The sequence below is a fragment of the Pseudomonas sp. GYB4201 genome, assembly GCF_056312595.1.
In genome coordinates this window covers 31874-46413 of record NZ_JBWGIG010000013.1, presented here as the reverse complement: position 1 = coordinate 46413, position 14540 = coordinate 31874, and the positions used below count along the sequence as shown (strand labels likewise).

Genomic DNA, 14540 nt, shown 5'->3' with positions numbered 1-14540 from the left:
CTACCATCACGACGGCGCGGATGCTCAGGCGACCCATTGGCAGCCGCGACATTTTCTGCGCACAAACAAAAAAGGCGACCCTCTCGGATCGCCTTTTTCACACCGCCCAGCAGAGCGGATTTTGTTTGGTAGGCGCGATTGGACTCGAACCAACGACCCCCACCATGTCAAGGTGGTGCTCTAACCAACTGAGCTACGTGCCTGCTGTGAGGCGGTATTCTACGGATTTGCCGGGGGCTGTCAACGCCTTTTTGAGCTAACTTACTGAATAACCGAAATTTTTGCTCAAAACACGCTTGCAAGTTAGCGCTGGAATCCGGATTTCATCTCAGGTACGATTCGCCAACACGTCAAAAATATAAAACAGAGGTTGCAGCAATGGCGAACACCCCCTATCCACAGTCCTACTACGCCGCATCAGCCAATGCCGCGCCTTCACGCCCGTCCTTGCAGGATGAAGTGCAAACTGACGTGTGCATCATCGGCGCTGGCTACACCGGCCTGTCCAGCGCACTGTTTCTTTTAGAGAACGGCTTCAAGGTCACCGTGCTGGAGGCCGCCCGCGTCGGTTTTGGCGCGTCGGGCCGCAACGGCGGGCAGATCGTCAACAGCTACAGCCGCGACATCGACGTCATCGAGCGCACCGTAGGCCCCAAGCAGGCGCAACTGCTGGGCCAGATGGCCTTCGAGGGCGGGCGCATCATCCGCGAGCGCGTGGCCAAGTACAACATCCAGTGCGACCTGAAGGACGGTGGCGTGTTCGCCGCCCTCACCAGCAAGCAGATGGGCCACCTGGAATCGCAGAAGCGCCTGTGGGAACGCTTCGGCCACACCCAGCTGGAACTGATGGACCAGCGCCGCATCCGTGAAGTGGTGGCGTGCGACCAATACATCGGCGGCATGCTGGACATGAGCGGTGGCCACATCCACCCGCTGAACTTGGCCCTGGGCGAGGCTGCGGCCGTGGAGTCCCTGGGCGGCACCATCTATGAACAATCGCCGGCAGTGAAGATCGAGCGCGGTGCCAACCCGGTGGTGCACACCCCCAACGGCCGCGTGCGCGCCAAGTTCGTCATCGTCGCCGGCAACGCCTACCTGGGCAACCTGGTGCCGGAGCTGGCGTCCAAGTCGATGCCGTGCGGCACCCAGGTGATCACCACCGAACCGCTGAGCGACGAGCTGGCCAAGACCCTGCTGCCCCAGGACTACTGCGTCGAGGACTGCAACTACCTGCTGGACTACTACCGCCTGACCGCCGACAAGCGCCTGATCTTCGGCGGCGGCGTGGTGTACGGCGCCCGTGACCCGGCGAACATCGAGGCCATCATCCGGCCGAAGATGCTCAAGGCCTTCCCGCAGCTCAAGGACGTGAAGATCGACTACGCCTGGACCGGCAACTTCCTGCTGACCCTGTCGCGCCTGCCGCAAGTGGGCCGCCTGGGCGACAACATCTATTACTCCCAGGGCTGCAGCGGCCACGGCGTGACCTACACGCACCTGGCCGGCAAGGTGCTGGCCGAGGCGCTGCGTGGCCAGGCCGAGCGCTTCGACGCGTTCGCCGACCTGCCGCACTACCCCTTCCCCGGCGGCCAACTGCTGCGCACCCCGCTGACCGCGCTGGGCGCCTGGTACTACAGCCTGCGTGACCGCCTGGGCGTGTAAGCCCGGCAATGAAAAAACGGCACCTTCGGGTGCCGTTTGCGTTACTGCGCGCCGAGGGTGCGCGTGGCCTGGGCCGCGGCCTGTTCCTGGCCGGCCTGGCCCAGGTCCCGGGCGGCCTTGAGCCAGCGCTGGCGATCGACGTTGGCGGGCAATTGCCCTGGCTTCTGCACCAGCACGGCCCAGTGCCCGGCGTCTTTCCAGGCCGAATCGAAACTGGCGAAATCCATCAACTTGCGCCGATCGTTCCCCGAACGCAGCAGCACATGCTGCTTGTAGCGGTCATAGCCCACCAGCAACGCGTAGCGCGGACTGGTCCAGACCTTGCCCTCCATGTAGCGCACCAGCACCGGGTAGCCGGCCGCCACCTGGGCAAACAACGCCGGCAGGTCGTCGGCCAGCGGGTAGACCACCATGCCGTATTCCTGGGCGGTGGCCTGCAGAGAACCCTGCAGTTTGTCCTCGCCGCCCGGCAGGTGCAGGGACTTGTCCAGCAGCCCTGGGGTAATGATCACGCCCTGCTGCGACAGCGCGCTGGCCAGGGCCATGGAGGCGCCCTGCTCGGCATCGCCGCGGAAAAACGGCACGCTGCTCAGCTCGACCCGGTCCGGCAGGCCCTTGATGGGCGGTGCCGGTTTGTGGCTGGCGCAACCGGCCATGGCCAGGGCCAGCAGCACCGGGGCGAAGCGTTTGACCAAGGGGGTATGGAATCGGGCAAGTCCCTGCAAAATTTAGCCTCACTGTCGGTGGAAGGCCGCCCATCGGGGGCCGGGGCCCTGATCATAGGCCGCAGCCCGGCCGGGGTATAGCGTTTGCGTGCGGTTTCACCCTGGCCATAGAGCCAATCAACCCAAGGCTGCGACCTTTGGTCAATAGTCTGAAACACGCCACCGACTAGACTGTCACCTGTAGTACCCCGAACACACAAGGAGGCACCCATGAGCCTGACCATGGCCATTGTCATGATGATCGGCGCCTGGATCCTGGTGGCCGCCGCCATGCTATGGGGTGTGATGCGCATTGCGCGCCGCCACCAGCACCCTGCTCCAACCAAGCCTGCCCGCGACACCACACCCCACGCAACCGCTGACGCCGCACACCTGTAGCCGCTGCCGAAGGCTGCGCTGGCCCCGATCCACCCTGCAGATCTCGCGTGTATTCGAGGGCCAGCGCAGCCTGGCGGCAGCGGCTACGGACCCTTTACGACACCACCGTGGCTTCACGCTTCTGCCGGGCGCGGCGGCCCAGCATGTTCAAGCCTTCGATCAGCGCCGAGAACGTCATGGCGGTGTACACGTAGCCCTTGGGCACATGGGCGCCGAAGCCTTCGGCGATCAGCGTCATGCCGATCATGATCAGGAAGCCCAGGGCCAGCATCACCACCGTCGGGTTGTCGTTGATGAACCGTGCCAGGGGCTCGGCGGCCAGCAGCATCACCAGCACGGCGCTGATCACGGCGATGATCATGATCGGCAAGTGCTCGGTCATGCCCACGGCGGTAATGATGCTGTCGATGGAGAACACCAGGTCCAGCATCAGGATCTGGCAGATCGCCCCCACGAAACCCATGGCCACCTTGCCACCCACGCTGGCCTCCTGCTGGGCGCGGGGGTCGACGCTGTGGTGAATCTCGCGCGTCGCCTTCCACAGCAGGAACAGGCCACCGGCGATCAGGATCATGTCCTTCCACGAGAACGCCTGGCCGAACAGGTCGATCACCGGCTCTGTCAACTGCACGATATAGGCCACGGTGCTCAATAGGCCCAGGCGCAGCACCAGGGCCATGCCGATACCTATGCGCCGCGCCCGCGCCTGGAACTGTTTGGGCAGCTTGTTGGTAAGAATCGAGATGAAGATCAGGTTGTCGATGCCCAGCACGATTTCCATCACCACCAGGGTGGCCAGGGCAATCCAGGCGGTGGGGCTGGAAGCGAGTTGCAGAAGGTAGTCCATGGGGGCGCTGCTCATGCGGTTGAGTGGATAGCGTGCAGTCTAGAAACTTTGACACCTCAGAAAAATTCGTATTTTTGCCCGCTATACTTCGGTTTTTACGAATCGGCACTATCATGCTCAATTACCGCCAACTGCACTATTTCTGGACCGTGGCCAAGACCGGCAGCATCACCCGCGCCGCCGAGCAGTTGAACCTGACGCCGCAGACCATCAGCGGCCAGATCACCCTGCTGGAGCAGACCTTCGGCATCGAACTGTTCCAGCGCGTGGGCCGCCAGCTGGAACTGACCGACGCCGGGCGCCAGGCCCTGCCCTACGCCGAACAGATGTTCCAGTTGGGTAACGAATTGCAGACGCTGCTGCGCGGCCAGGCCGGCCAGCAGGTGTTGCCCCTGCGCGTGGGCGTCGCCGACGTGGTACCCAAGTCGATTGTGTATCGGTTGATTGCACCGAGCATGCACCTGCCCGAGGCCGTGCACATCACCTGCCGCGAGGACAAGCTGGAGCGCCTGCTGGCCGACCTGGCCGTGCAACGCCTGGACCTGGTGATCTCCGACAGCCCCATGCCCGCGCACCTGGACATCAAGGGCTACAGCCAGAAACTGGGGGAGTCGGGCATCAGTTTCTTCGCCACCCCGGCCCTGGCGGCACAGTATGGCCCTGGCTTCCCGGCCAGCCTGGAAGGCGCACCGTTGTTGATTCCCGGCCAGGAGACCATGGTGCGCAGCCGCCTGCTGCGCTGGTTCGGCGAGCAGCTGATCCAGCCGCGCATTGTCGGCGAATTCGACGACAGTGCCCTGATGCAGGCCTTCGGCCAATCCGGCAGCGGCCTGTTCATCGGCCCCAGCGTGATCGCCGAGGAAATCCAGGCGCAGCACCGGGTGACCCTGGTGGGCCAGACCGAGGCGGTGCGCGAGTCGTTCTATGCGATTTCGGTGGAGCGCAAGGTCAGCCATCCCGGCATCGTCGCCATCACCGAGGGCGCGCGCCGGGAGCTGTTCGGCTGAGGTCAGGCGGCAGGGGCCGGTGCAGCCAGGCGCGAGCTCATCATCAGCCACGCCAGGGCAATGGACAGCAGCATGAAGCCGGCGGCGGCGAAACCGACGCTGCCCAGGCCCAGGGTGTCGATCACCCGGCCACCGACAATGGCGCCCAGGCCAATGCCCAGGTTGGCACCGGCAATGTTCAGCGATGCCGCGAACGCCGGCGCCTGGGGCGCGGCCTTGATCAGGCGCACCTGGCTGACCAGGAACAGCGCCGCCTGGGTCACGCCCCAGATGGCCAGGGCCACGGCCAGGCCGAAGGTGGAATGAATGGTCGGCACCACGGCCACCAGGCCACCGACCATGAAGGCCGAGAACAGCATCGAGGCAATCAGCGGATGGCGGTCCACCAGGCGGCCGCCCAGGGAGTTGCCGATCAGGCCCACGGCGCCGAACGCCATCAGGCACCAGCCCACCACCGCGCCGTTGAAACCGGCCAGGCGCTCGAGGATATCGGCCAGGTAGGTGTAGGCGGTGAACATACCGCAGAACACCACGATGGACAGCAGCACATGGCCTTGCATCAGCGGGTTGCGCAGGATGGCGAACTGCGAGCGCAGCGAGCGCTCCTCGCCCCGTGGCGCGCTGGCGGGCAGGAACACCGTGAGCAGCAGCGCCTTGGCCAGGGCCACGCCGGCGATGATCCAGAACGCCGCGCGCCAGCCCAGGGCATCACCGATCAGGGTGCCCACGGGAATACCGAAGACAGTGGCGCAGACGATGCCGAAACCGATCTTGGCGATGGCGCGGCCGGCATGGTCGGGGCCGACGATGTCCACGGCGGTTTCGCTGGCCAGGGCCCAGAACACCGGCAGCCCGAGGGCCGGAATCAGCCGGGCGATGCCCATCACGATGATATTCGGCGCCAGGGCGGCAATCACGTTGGCCACGGCGAACAGCAGCAGGATGGTGACGAACAGGCGCTTGCGCTCGAAGCGTGCGCAGTACGCGGTCAGGAACGGCCCGAGGGCGGCGACGGTAAAGGCGAACAGGGTGACCAGCAACCCGGCCTGGGACACGCTGACGTGAAGGTCGCGGGCGATCGCCGGCAACAGGCCGACGATGACGAACTCTGTGGTCAGCACGGTGAAACCGGCAGCCGACAACAGCAAAATGGGGAACAGCATTGCAACCTCGGAGAAGCAAAATATAGAACAACAGACGCAGCCCACCGTAGCCGCTGCCGAAGGCTGCGCTGGCCCTGAAACACGCTGCATATTTTCGGCGTACTCAGGGGCCAGCGCAGCCTGGCGGCAGCGGCTACGGCAGGAGGGTGAAGCCTTGGGCGATCAGTAGGCGCCCATGAAATCGCGCTTGCCCACTTCCACGCCGTTGTGGCGCAGGATGTCGTAGGCGGTGGTGACGTGGAAGAAGAACTGCGGCAGGCCGTAGTGCAGCAGGTAGGTCTGGCCGTTCAGTTTCTTCTCTTTCGGGGTGCCCGGGCGCAGCACGATCTCGCGGCCTTCCTGGCCGTCGATCTGCGCGGCGGCCAGGCCGTCGATGAAGCCCAGCACCTTGGCCAGCAGCGCCTGCAGGTCAGCGAAGCTCTGCTCGGTGTCGGGGAACGACGGCACTTCGACACCGGCCAGGCGCGCCGACACACCCTTGGCGAAGTCGACGGCGATCTGCACCTGGCGCACCAGCGGGAACATGTCCGGGTACAGGCGCGACTGCAGCAGCACCGACGGCTCGATGTTGCGGGCCGCGGCGTGGTCCTCGGCCTTCTTGAGCACATCGCCCAGGGCCAGCAGCAGTTGCTTGAAGACGGGAACGGAGGCAGCGTACAGAGAAATGCTCATGGGAGCTCCTGATAACGTTTGAAAAGGCAGTGAGCCGGCAATGATAGACCTGTGCCGGCGCGGCGTCCGGTGTTTTATTGCATACTGGCGTTTCCGCCGACCTTCATGCCCACGGAGCGCCCCATGTCAGCCGAAAACGCGTCCCCCACCGAACACCTGACCCTGAGCGCCGGCGAAATCCGCATCCTGGGCGCGCTGATCGAGAAACAGGCCACCAACCCCGAGACCTACCCGCTGACGCTGAACGCGCTGGTGTTGGCCTGCAACCAGAAAACCAGCCGCGAGCCGGTGATGAACCTCACCCAGGGCGAGGTCGGCAACAGCCTGCGCCAGCTGGAGGGCCAGGGCCTGACCCGGCTGGTGATGGGCAGCCGCGCCGACCGCTGGGAGCAGCGCCTGGACAAGGCTCTGGAGCTGGTGCCGGCGCAGGTGATCCTGATGGGCCTGATGTTCCTGCGCGGCCCGCAGACGGTCAACGAACTGCTGACCCGCAGCGGCCGCATGCACGACTTCGAGGACAACGAGCAGGTGCTGCACCAGCTCGAACGCCTGGTGGCGCGCGGCTACGCCCTGCACCTGCCGCGCCAGGCCGGCCAGCGCGAAGACCGCTACACCCACGCCCTGGGCGGCCCGGTGGACATGGACGCGCTGCTGGCCGCGCGGCACAGCGCCGGCAGCGAGCGCACCAGTCAAGACAGCGGCGTCACGCTGGAACGCGTGGAAGCCCTGGAGGCGCGCATCGCCGCCCTGGAAGAGCGGCTCGCACGCCTGGAGTGATCAGCCGCGGGCGTATTCGGTGGCCAGGCGCACCTGCTCCTCGGTAGGCCGCACGCCGGTGTACAGCACGAACTGCTCCAGGGCCTGCAGGGCAATCACTTCAAGGCCGGTGATGACCTGCTTGCCCAGCGCCTGGCCCAGCTGCACGAACGGCGTCAACGCTGGCAGCGCCACCACGTCGAAGACGATGCTGGCCGCCTCCACCGCCTCTGCGGGGAACGCCAGGTCGTTGGCCTCCGGGCCACCGCTCATGCCAATCGGCGTCACGTTCACCAGCAACTGCGGGCGCAGGTCGCCCAGCTCCGGGCGCCACTCGTAGCCCAACTGGCGCGCCAGTGCCGGGCCGCTTTCGGGGTTGCGCGCCACCAGGGTGCCCTGGGTGAAGCCGGCATCACGGAACGCCGAGGCCACCGCCTTGCCCATGCCACCGCTGCCGCGCAGGGCGAAAGAGGTGTCGGGCGACAGGCCATGACGGTCAATCAATTGACGAATGGCGATGTAATCAGTGTTGTACGCTTTCAAATGACCGTTATCATTGACCACGGTATTGATCGACTGAATGGCTGCCGCCGACGCATCCAGCTCATCGACCAGCGCGATGACGGCCTCCTTGAACGGCATCGACACCCCGCAGCCCCGGATCCCCAGGGCGCGGATACCGCCAACCGCTGCCGGCAGATCGTTGGTGCTGCAAGCCTTGTAGTAATAATCGAGACCCAGCTGTTCATACAGGTGGTTGTGGAAACGCACGCCGAACGTACCCGGGCGCCCGGCCAGGGACATGCAAAGTACGGTGTCGCGTGTGGGAATCATGGGCATTGCAAGGCTCCATCACTGGCATGTAACTGAAATGTAAGGACACTGTGGTTCCAGACCTTACACAAAATTTACCAAACACCGTCGCAGATTCTTACAAATTCGCTGTCATAGTAGTGCGACAGTCCTTGGACCAACCATCCGGTCCCGGGTACTGGAATCGTAATATGAGGAACAAGTCATGATTCGTCAGCTTCCCAAGATTGCCTTGCTGGTCGGCGCCCTGGCCGTAACGGGCCAAGCGTCGGCCTACGGCCACGGTGGTCCAGGTGTGTTGGGTGCCGTTCTAGGTGGTGCTGTAGTCGGCGCCGTGGTGACCTCCGCCCTGGCGCCGCGCGAAGTCGTGGTGCAACAGCCGGTCTACGCCGCGCCACCACCACCGGTCTACGTCGCTCCACCACCGCCACCGGTGTACTACGCGCCGCAGCCGGTCGTGTACGCGCAGCCTGTCTACGCGCCGCCACCGCCGCCACGCTACTACTACGGTCGTCCGGGCTGGTAACACGCATCGCCACCGCATTCGCCCCTGGGGCGCTTGCGGTGAGCTGATGTGTCGAGTCAATGATCACTATTGAAAGCGGTGATTTCTCAGCGCTCCTGCATCGCCCTAAGCTGGGCACATGTTTCGCAGGAGTCAGCCATGAACACCGTCAGCATCATGTCAGTCATCGGCAGCGCCGTTCCCGCCAACCTTCGCGACCTGGGGTTGCTGGCCTGCTGGTATGTGGTCAAGGACGGCGAACCGCTCAGCGGCCCCTTGTTGTCGCTGGACCAGGCCAAGGCGTTGTCCTTGAGCCTCAAGGATCAGCAACCGGCCACCCCGGCGGTGACCCACTGACCCTGCACCCCGAATTTATCCCGTGCGTTGCTCTCGCACCCCCTTGCCCCGCCTGCGTCGCGGGGCTTTTTAATTCCCCGCGTCCCGAACACCGTCTCAGGCGCGCTCGGCCATCAGGGCGTTCGCCTGGCTGCGCTGGGTCAGCTTCTGCAGGCGCTTTTCCAGCCCTTGCAGCACCGCGCGATCAGAGCGGCCACTCTCAAGTTCGTCGATCAGTGCATTCACCACCTGGCGCAGCTCATGGGCGATGACAATGCGGTCGTCGTTGTTGTCATGCTTGTGCGACTCGAACAGCCGGTGCAGGTAATCCTGCAGCACCGCCTGCACCCGGTGCCGGTCGGTGGCGCGCCAGTGCGCCATGCTCACGCCCACCTGGTTGAGCTGTTCCTGGAACTCCAGCACCAGGTACTGCAGGCGCCGGGCATAACCCACCTGCCCTTCGCGCCACTGCTTGTGCTGCGCGGCCGCTTCCTGCTTGCGCTGCAACGCCGGCACGGCAATGGCCAGCATCAGCGCGATGACCACCGCCACCGCCTGCACCCAGGCCAGGGCGTCCAGCGGCTTTTGAATGAACGCACACAACAGCAGGACCACCGCGATGACGCTGCTCCACAGCAGCAGTGCCCTGTAATCCTTGCTGAAGAAACCCTTAAGCATTGCGCGACTCCCGAGTCGTTTTTTAGCGTTTTTGGAAGGAGATATCCGCCGGACCGCCCTTGGACGGCGAGCGAAGATGAAATATCACTTTTATTTTTTTATTACAGGGGTTTAAGCCCGCCAGGCAATCGACAGTTGCTGAGCCATACTCATAAACTACTGCGTTTTTTCAAGAACAACCCGTCACAAACGGCTTATCTACTTTTTAGCGAGCGCTACACGTGAAAACCTCCCTTTCTATCCTCAGCCTGTTGCTTGTTCTGACAGGTACTGCTGCCGTCACGTCGAACGCTGTTGCTGCCGAAAAACCTGTTTCCCAACGAGATCCCGCACAGTTGCACCTGGCCTCGGGCAGCGCACTGCTGATCGACCTGGACACCAACAAGGTGATCTACGAGAACCGCGCCGACAACGTCGTGCCGATTGCCTCGGTGTCCAAGCTCATGACCGCCATGGTGGTGCTGGACGCCAAGCAGGACATGAACGAGATGATCGACGTGGACATCAGCCACAACCCGGAGATGCGCGGCGTGTTCTCGCGCGTCAAGCTGGGTAGCGAGCTGACCCGTCATGACATGATGCTGATCGCCCTCATGTCCTCGGAAAACCGTGCCGCCACCACCCTGGCCGAGCACTACCCGGGCGGCTATGGCGCCTTCATCAACGCCATGAACGCCAAGGCGCGCAGCCTGGGCATGAGCCACACCCACTACGCCGAGCCCACCGGCCTGTCCATCAACAACACGTCCACCGCGCGCGACCTGAGCAAGCTGCTGATCGCCGCCCAGCACTACCCTACCCTGCGCGAACTGAGCACCACCCGCGAGAAGACCGTGTTCTTCAAGAAACCCAGCTACAGCCTGGGCTTCCACAACACCGACCACCTGGTGAACAAGAACAACTGGGACATCCGCCTGACCAAGACCGGCTTCACCAACCAGGCCGGGCACTGCCTGGTGCTGCTGACCACCATGGGCAACCGCCCGGTGGCCATGGTCATCCTCGATGCCTTCGGTAAATTCACCACCTTCGCCGACGCCACCCGCCTGCGCAACTGGGTCGAGACCGGCCGTGGCACCGCTGCCCCGGCCGTGGCCCTGCGCTACAAGACCGACAAGCACGGCCGCCAGGTCGACTGACCTGCCCCGCTACGCCGCGTTGACCCTGCCGTGTAGGGTCAATGCCGGCGGCTGGCCTGCTTGTGGGCATACATGGCCGCATCCGCCTCGGCCAGCAAGCGCTTGATCGAATCGTGCTTGGCCGGGTCGTACTCGATCCGCCCGATGCTGTAGCGAATGTCGTAGCCACGCTGGGCCTCGGCGTTCTTGCGGGCCAGCGCCTCCTTCAGCCGCTCGGCAATCAGGTCGCCATCCTGGGCATTGGAGCCCATCAGCAGGGCCACGAACTCATCCCCGCCCAGGCGCCCCACCAGGTCCATCTCGCGCAACACCTCGCGCAGGGTCTCGGCGAACGCCACCAGCGCCCGGTCGCCCTCGGCGTGGCCCCAGGTGTCGTTGATCCTCTTGAAATCGTTCAAATCGAAAAACAGCAGCGACGCCGGCGTGTTCATGCGCTTGCAGATGCTCAGCGCGTGCTCGGCCAGGGCCTCGAAGCCACGGCGGTTGGACACCTGGGTCAGGTCATCGATGGTCGCCAGCTGCAGCGCCTCGATTTCCTGCTCGGCCATGCTCGCCAAATCGCGCAGCAGCTCGCGCTCCTCGGCATCGAGGATGCGCGGGCGCGAGTCGATCAGGCACAGCGTGCCGATCTTGGCGCCATTGCCCACCCGCAGCGGGCAACCGGCATAGAAACGGATATGCGGGTCGCCGACCACCAACGGGTTGTCATGGAACCGTTCGTCGTTGGTGGCGTCAGGAATCATCAATACCTGGTCGCCGAGGATGGCGTGCCCGCAGAACGAAATATCCCGCGGCGTTTCGCTGGCGCTCAGGCCCTGGCAGGACTTGAACCACTGGCGGTTGACGTCCACCAGGCTGACCAGCGCGATCGGCACGTCGAACAGCCTGCGGGCCAGGCGCGTCAAGCGGTCGAACCGCTCTTCAGGGGCGGTATCGAGGATATTCATCGCGCGCAAGGTGCTCACGCGCTCGGCTTCATTCACCGGTTTGGCTGGGGCCAGCATCGAAACACTCCAGAGTCCAGGCTTTGCAGATTCTGCTAAGCCTAGCCCATAAGTACGGCTGTACGCGTCCTGGCCCCAAAACATCATGCGGTGGTGTTGATGGTCGAACCGGTGGTGCTGCTGCCTTCGTCAACCAGGGCCTGGGACAGCTCCGAGGTCAGCGACGAAATTTCTGCAGTGGTCGACGAGACCTGGGCCTGGGCAGTGGCCACGGCCGCGGCCTTGGCGCTCTGGTCCTGGATCTGCTGGGCTTTCTGCACCGCCTGCTCCTGGGCTTGCAGCTCTTTCTGCAGCTCGGCGATCTGCTTTTGCAGCTCGGTCACGGTCTCGGAGCTGGAACTGGAGCTGGAGCTGCTGTCGCTGCTGCTGCCGCCGCCACCGCCCGCACCGCCAGCGCCGCCCGCTGCCGTGGTGGAAGTGGTGGTGGAAGTGCCGGAGGTGGTGGTGCCGTCGGCGCTGGTGGTGGTGCTATCGTCGGTGCTGGCCGTGGTGGCGGCGGTCGACTTGGCGGTAGTGGTGGTCGCGATGTGCAATCCCGACGTGATATTGCCTAGGGTGGTCATGGGAAAATTCCTTTAAGGGAAGATGGTTCATGTGTCATCGACTGGCCCATTCGCAGCTTTAGAAATATCGTGTAACACATGGGATACCCGCGCGATACAAACCACCGCATCCCTGAAACCATTGATTTAGAGCCTTCCAGCTCTTACACATCTAGATGAAATAAACTTCAGCAAGGCGACAGGTAAAAATCGGCACAATGGCCACTCAATAGCCGAAATCCCAGGTACAACACCATGACACGCGTTTTGACCATCGAAGACGATGCCGTGACAGCCAAGGAAATCGTGGCCGAACTGAGCAGCCACGGCCTTGAAGTTGATTGGGTCGATAACGGCCGCGAGGGCCTGGTCAAGGCCGTCAGCGGCAACTATGACGTTATCACCCTGGACCGCATGCTCCCCGAGCTGGATGGCCTGGCCATTGTCACCACCTTGCGCACCATTGGCGTGTCCACGCCGATCCTGATGATCAGCGCCCTGTCCGACGTGGACGAGCGCGTGCGTGGCCTGCGTGCCGGTGGCGACGACTACCTGACCAAGCCCTTCGCCTCGGACGAAATGGCCGCCCGCGTCGAAGTGCTGCTGCGCCGCAAGAGCACCGTCGCCGACGTCGACACCACGCTGAAGGTCGCCGACCTTGAGCTGGACCTGATCACCCGTGAAGCGCGCCGTGGCGAACAGGCCCTGAACCTGCTGCCCACCGAGTACAAGCTGCTGGAATTCCTGATGCGCAACGCCGGGCAGATCCTGACCCGCATGATGATCTTCGAGGAAGTCTGGGGCTACCACTTCGACCCGGGCACCAACCTGATCGACGTGCACATCGGCCGCCTGCGCAAGAAGATCGATCCGCCTGGCGCCATTGCGCTGATCAAGACCGTTCGGGGCTCCGGCTATGTCATTGCCGAACCCCTCTAAGGGCTGGCGCTCGTCCAGCAGCCGCCTGCTGGCGCTGTACAGCTTTCTCTTCGTGGCCTGGAGCTGCATCCTCATGGGTGTGCTCTATTACGAAGTGTCGGACTACCTCAACAGCCTGGCGCGCCATTCGTTGATGCAGCGCCAGCACCTGTTCTCGCGTTTCAGCGGCCAGGCCCTGGACGACGCGCTGTCGGCCAGCGAGACCTTCGACAACCGCGCCTACGACGCCTACGGGCTGTTCGACGCACAATTGCGCCCGGTTGGCGGCGACCTGCGGGAAATTCCCAAGGGCGTGGCCCTGGACGGCAACATCTACGAGCTGGATGACTGCATCGACTCCGACGACCCCAAGCTGCCCCAGCAGGGCTGCGACGCCGTGGCCATGGCCACCCAGGACGGTCGCTGGCTGGTGTTGGTGCGTGACAACGGCTCGTTGTTCGCGGTGACGCGGATCATCCTCCACGCCCTGTTGTGGGGCATCTCGCTGACCATCATCCCCGGTGCTGCGGGCTGGCACCTGCTGCGCAGGCGGCCGATACGCCGCATCCGCGCGATCCAGGACAGCGCCGACGCCATTGTCGCCGGCGACCTGACCCAGCGCCTGCCGCTGTCCAACCGCCGCGACGAGCTGGACATGCTGGCGGCCATCGTCAACGCCATGCTCGACCGCATCGAGCGGCTGATGATGGAGGTCAAGGGCGTGTGCGACAACATCGCCCACGACCTGCGCACGCCCCTGACCCGGCTACGCGCCCAGTTGTACCGTATCCAGCAGCAGGCCGGGGTGGATTCCGACCACGCCCTGCAACTGGACGGCGTGATCGCCGAGACCGACACCCTGATGGCGCGTTTCCGCGGCCTGCTGCGCATTTCCGAACTGGAGGACCATCAGCGTCGCTCCGGCTTCGTGGAGTTCGACCCGCTGCCGCTGCTGCATGAATTGCACGACTTCTACCTGCCGCTGGCAGAGGAAGGCGAGCTGCGCCTGGAGCTGGATTCGCCCCAGGTACTGCCCAGCCTCAATGGCGACCGCGCGCTGCTGTTCGAAGCCATCGGCAACCTGCTGAGCAACTCGATCAAGTTCACCCCGCCTGGTGGCGTGGTGGTGCTGCGCGCGCGCAACGAACTCGATAGCACCTGCATTGAAGTGCAGGACTCGGGCCCCGGCATTCCCAAGGAAGAACGCGAGGCGGTGTTCCAACGGTTCTACCGCTGCGACGACGACAACACCCAACCCGGCTTCGGCTTGGGGCTGTCGATCGTGGCGGCCATCGTCAACCTGCACGGGTTCACCCTGGAAGTGGGCAACAGCCAACAGGGCGGTGCCAGCCTGGCACTGCACTGCCGTCAAAGCAAAGCGCGAGTGTGATCCAC

The 14540-nt window shown here is 64.1% G+C and carries 17 protein-coding genes and 1 tRNA gene; 9 read left to right on the top strand and 9 right to left on the bottom strand.

Annotated features, from left to right (window positions below):
- Positions 1-126 precede the first annotated feature (126 nt).
- Positions 127-203, bottom strand: a tRNA-Val gene (locus AC0Z2B_RS14450).
- A gap of 175 nt (positions 204-378) precedes the next feature.
- Between AC0Z2B_RS14450 and AC0Z2B_RS14445 the strand changes: the two genes are divergently transcribed.
- Positions 379-1662: an NAD(P)/FAD-dependent oxidoreductase gene (locus tag AC0Z2B_RS14445; protein WP_416425682.1), complete on the top strand. Its 1284-nt coding sequence runs from the start codon at positions 379-381 to the stop codon at positions 1660-1662.
- A gap of 41 nt (positions 1663-1703) precedes the next feature.
- Here AC0Z2B_RS14445 and AC0Z2B_RS14440 read toward each other — a convergent pair whose 3' ends face one another.
- Positions 1704-2318, bottom strand: a complete 615-nt coding sequence (locus AC0Z2B_RS14440; RefSeq protein ID WP_476297645.1) for a peptidase C39 family protein — start codon at positions 2316-2318, stop codon at positions 1704-1706.
- A gap of 279 nt (positions 2319-2597) precedes the next feature.
- Between AC0Z2B_RS14440 and AC0Z2B_RS14435 the strand changes: the two genes are divergently transcribed.
- Entirely contained in the window at positions 2598-2765 is a 168-nt protein-coding gene (locus tag AC0Z2B_RS14435) for a hypothetical protein (RefSeq protein WP_473003680.1), read from the top strand.
- A 94-nt stretch (positions 2766-2859) separates the two neighbouring features.
- Here the strand turns inward: AC0Z2B_RS14435 and AC0Z2B_RS14430 are convergent, their stop codons facing one another.
- Complete coding sequence (locus AC0Z2B_RS14430; protein WP_476297463.1) at positions 2860-3612, bottom strand: TerC family protein; 753 nt, start codon at positions 3610-3612, stop codon at positions 2860-2862.
- A gap of 113 nt (positions 3613-3725) precedes the next feature.
- Here AC0Z2B_RS14430 and nhaR point away from each other — a divergent pair, with 113 nt between their 5' ends.
- Entirely contained in the window at positions 3726-4619 is an 894-nt protein-coding gene (gene nhaR / locus AC0Z2B_RS14425) for a transcriptional activator NhaR (RefSeq protein WP_476297461.1), read from the top strand.
- Positions 4620-4621: 2 nt separating this feature from the next.
- Here nhaR and AC0Z2B_RS14420 read toward each other — a convergent pair whose 3' ends face one another.
- Both AC0Z2B_RS14420 and AC0Z2B_RS14415 read right to left on the bottom strand, forming a co-directional pair.
- Positions 4622-5782: an MFS transporter gene (locus AC0Z2B_RS14420; protein WP_476297459.1), complete on the bottom strand. Its 1161-nt coding sequence runs from the start codon at positions 5780-5782 to the stop codon at positions 4622-4624.
- Positions 5783-5944: 162 nt separating this feature from the next.
- The gene (locus AC0Z2B_RS14415; RefSeq protein ID WP_416425690.1) at positions 5945-6454 is read right to left on the bottom strand and encodes a DUF1993 domain-containing protein; all 510 of its coding nucleotides are present in this window, start codon (positions 6452-6454) and stop codon (positions 5945-5947) included.
- Positions 6455-6577: 123 nt separating this feature from the next.
- Between AC0Z2B_RS14415 and AC0Z2B_RS14410 the strand changes: the two genes are divergently transcribed.
- Positions 6578-7231 carry a YceH family protein gene (locus AC0Z2B_RS14410; protein ID WP_476297457.1) on the top strand — a complete coding sequence of 218 codons (654 nt, stop codon included), beginning with the start codon at positions 6578-6580 and terminating at the stop codon, positions 7229-7231.
- Here AC0Z2B_RS14410 and AC0Z2B_RS14405 read toward each other — a convergent pair whose 3' ends face one another.
- Positions 7232-8050 (bottom strand): shikimate 5-dehydrogenase, encoded by an 819-nt coding sequence (locus AC0Z2B_RS14405; RefSeq protein WP_476297455.1) that lies wholly within the window; start codon positions 8048-8050, stop codon positions 7232-7234.
- Between the two features lie 178 nt (positions 8051-8228).
- Here AC0Z2B_RS14405 and AC0Z2B_RS14400 point away from each other — a divergent pair, with 178 nt between their 5' ends.
- Both AC0Z2B_RS14400 and AC0Z2B_RS14395 read left to right on the top strand, forming a co-directional pair.
- Positions 8229-8549 carry a hypothetical protein gene (locus AC0Z2B_RS14400; RefSeq protein WP_416425694.1) on the top strand — a complete coding sequence of 107 codons (321 nt, stop codon included), beginning with the start codon at positions 8229-8231 and terminating at the stop codon, positions 8547-8549.
- 138 nt (positions 8550-8687) lie between these two features.
- Entirely contained in the window at positions 8688-8885 is a 198-nt protein-coding gene (locus tag AC0Z2B_RS14395) for a hypothetical protein (protein WP_416425696.1), read from the top strand.
- Between the two features lie 96 nt (positions 8886-8981).
- On the opposite strand, the gene AC0Z2B_RS14390 is transcribed toward AC0Z2B_RS14395, so the two are convergent.
- Entirely contained in the window at positions 8982-9542 is a 561-nt protein-coding gene (locus AC0Z2B_RS14390) for a hypothetical protein (RefSeq protein ID WP_476297453.1), read from the bottom strand.
- Positions 9543-9763: 221 nt separating this feature from the next.
- Between AC0Z2B_RS14390 and pbpG the strand changes: the two genes are divergently transcribed.
- Positions 9764-10681, top strand: a complete 918-nt coding sequence (gene pbpG / locus AC0Z2B_RS14385) for a D-alanyl-D-alanine endopeptidase (RefSeq protein ID WP_416425699.1) — start codon at positions 9764-9766, stop codon at positions 10679-10681.
- A gap of 38 nt (positions 10682-10719) precedes the next feature.
- Here pbpG and AC0Z2B_RS14380 read toward each other — a convergent pair whose 3' ends face one another.
- Both AC0Z2B_RS14380 and AC0Z2B_RS14375 read right to left on the bottom strand, forming a co-directional pair.
- Positions 10720-11685: a sensor domain-containing diguanylate cyclase gene (locus tag AC0Z2B_RS14380; RefSeq protein WP_476297451.1), complete on the bottom strand. Its 966-nt coding sequence runs from the start codon at positions 11683-11685 to the stop codon at positions 10720-10722.
- An 83-nt stretch (positions 11686-11768) separates the two neighbouring features.
- Positions 11769-12248: a hypothetical protein gene (locus AC0Z2B_RS14375; RefSeq protein WP_476297449.1), complete on the bottom strand. Its 480-nt coding sequence runs from the start codon at positions 12246-12248 to the stop codon at positions 11769-11771.
- 234 nt (positions 12249-12482) lie between these two features.
- Here AC0Z2B_RS14375 and AC0Z2B_RS14370 point away from each other — a divergent pair, with 234 nt between their 5' ends.
- Positions 12483-13166, top strand: coding sequence for a response regulator transcription factor (locus AC0Z2B_RS14370; RefSeq protein ID WP_027981497.1), 684 nt, complete (start codon positions 12483-12485; stop codon positions 13164-13166).
- Positions 13144-14535, top strand: coding sequence for a sensor histidine kinase (locus AC0Z2B_RS14365; RefSeq protein WP_416425703.1), 1392 nt, complete (start codon positions 13144-13146; stop codon positions 14533-14535). The genes AC0Z2B_RS14370 and AC0Z2B_RS14365 overlap by 23 nt, the downstream gene beginning before the upstream one ends.
- Positions 14536-14540: the final 5 nt, after the last annotated feature.

Bases quoted from the DNA above. Each gene is read 5' to 3' on its own strand.
- AC0Z2B_RS14400 (WP_416425694.1), top strand. From the start codon at position 8,229: ATGATTCGTCAGCTTCCCAAGATTGCCTTGCTGGTCGGCGCCCTGGCC.
- AC0Z2B_RS14430 (WP_476297463.1), bottom strand. From the start codon at position 3,612: ATGGACTACCTTCTGCAACTCGCTTCCAGCCCCACCGCCTGGATTGCC.
- AC0Z2B_RS14375 (WP_476297449.1), bottom strand. From the start codon at position 12,248: ATGACCACCCTAGGCAATATCACGTCGGGATTGCACATCGCGACCACC.
- AC0Z2B_RS14395 (WP_416425696.1), top strand. From the start codon at position 8,688: ATGAACACCGTCAGCATCATGTCAGTCATCGGCAGCGCCGTTCCCGCC.
- AC0Z2B_RS14390 (WP_476297453.1), bottom strand. From the start codon at position 9,542: ATGCTTAAGGGTTTCTTCAGCAAGGATTACAGGGCACTGCTGCTGTGG.
- nhaR (WP_476297461.1), top strand. From the start codon at position 3,726: ATGCTCAATTACCGCCAACTGCACTATTTCTGGACCGTGGCCAAGACC.
- AC0Z2B_RS14435 (WP_473003680.1), top strand. From the start codon at position 2,598: ATGAGCCTGACCATGGCCATTGTCATGATGATCGGCGCCTGGATCCTG.
- AC0Z2B_RS14365 (WP_416425703.1), top strand. From the start codon at position 13,144: ATGTCATTGCCGAACCCCTCTAAGGGCTGGCGCTCGTCCAGCAGCCGC.
- AC0Z2B_RS14380 (WP_476297451.1), bottom strand. From the start codon at position 11,685: ATGCTGGCCCCAGCCAAACCGGTGAATGAAGCCGAGCGCGTGAGCACC.
- AC0Z2B_RS14410 (WP_476297457.1), top strand. From the start codon at position 6,578: ATGTCAGCCGAAAACGCGTCCCCCACCGAACACCTGACCCTGAGCGCC.
- AC0Z2B_RS14405 (WP_476297455.1), bottom strand. From the start codon at position 8,050: ATGCCCATGATTCCCACACGCGACACCGTACTTTGCATGTCCCTGGCC.
- AC0Z2B_RS14445 (WP_416425682.1), top strand. From the start codon at position 379: ATGGCGAACACCCCCTATCCACAGTCCTACTACGCCGCATCAGCCAAT.
- AC0Z2B_RS14415 (WP_416425690.1), bottom strand. From the start codon at position 6,454: ATGAGCATTTCTCTGTACGCTGCCTCCGTTCCCGTCTTCAAGCAACTG.
- AC0Z2B_RS14440 (WP_476297645.1), bottom strand. From the start codon at position 2,318: ATGGCCGGTTGCGCCAGCCACAAACCGGCACCGCCCATCAAGGGCCTG.
- AC0Z2B_RS14420 (WP_476297459.1), bottom strand. From the start codon at position 5,782: ATGCTGTTCCCCATTTTGCTGTTGTCGGCTGCCGGTTTCACCGTGCTG.
- AC0Z2B_RS14370 (WP_027981497.1), top strand. From the start codon at position 12,483: ATGACACGCGTTTTGACCATCGAAGACGATGCCGTGACAGCCAAGGAA.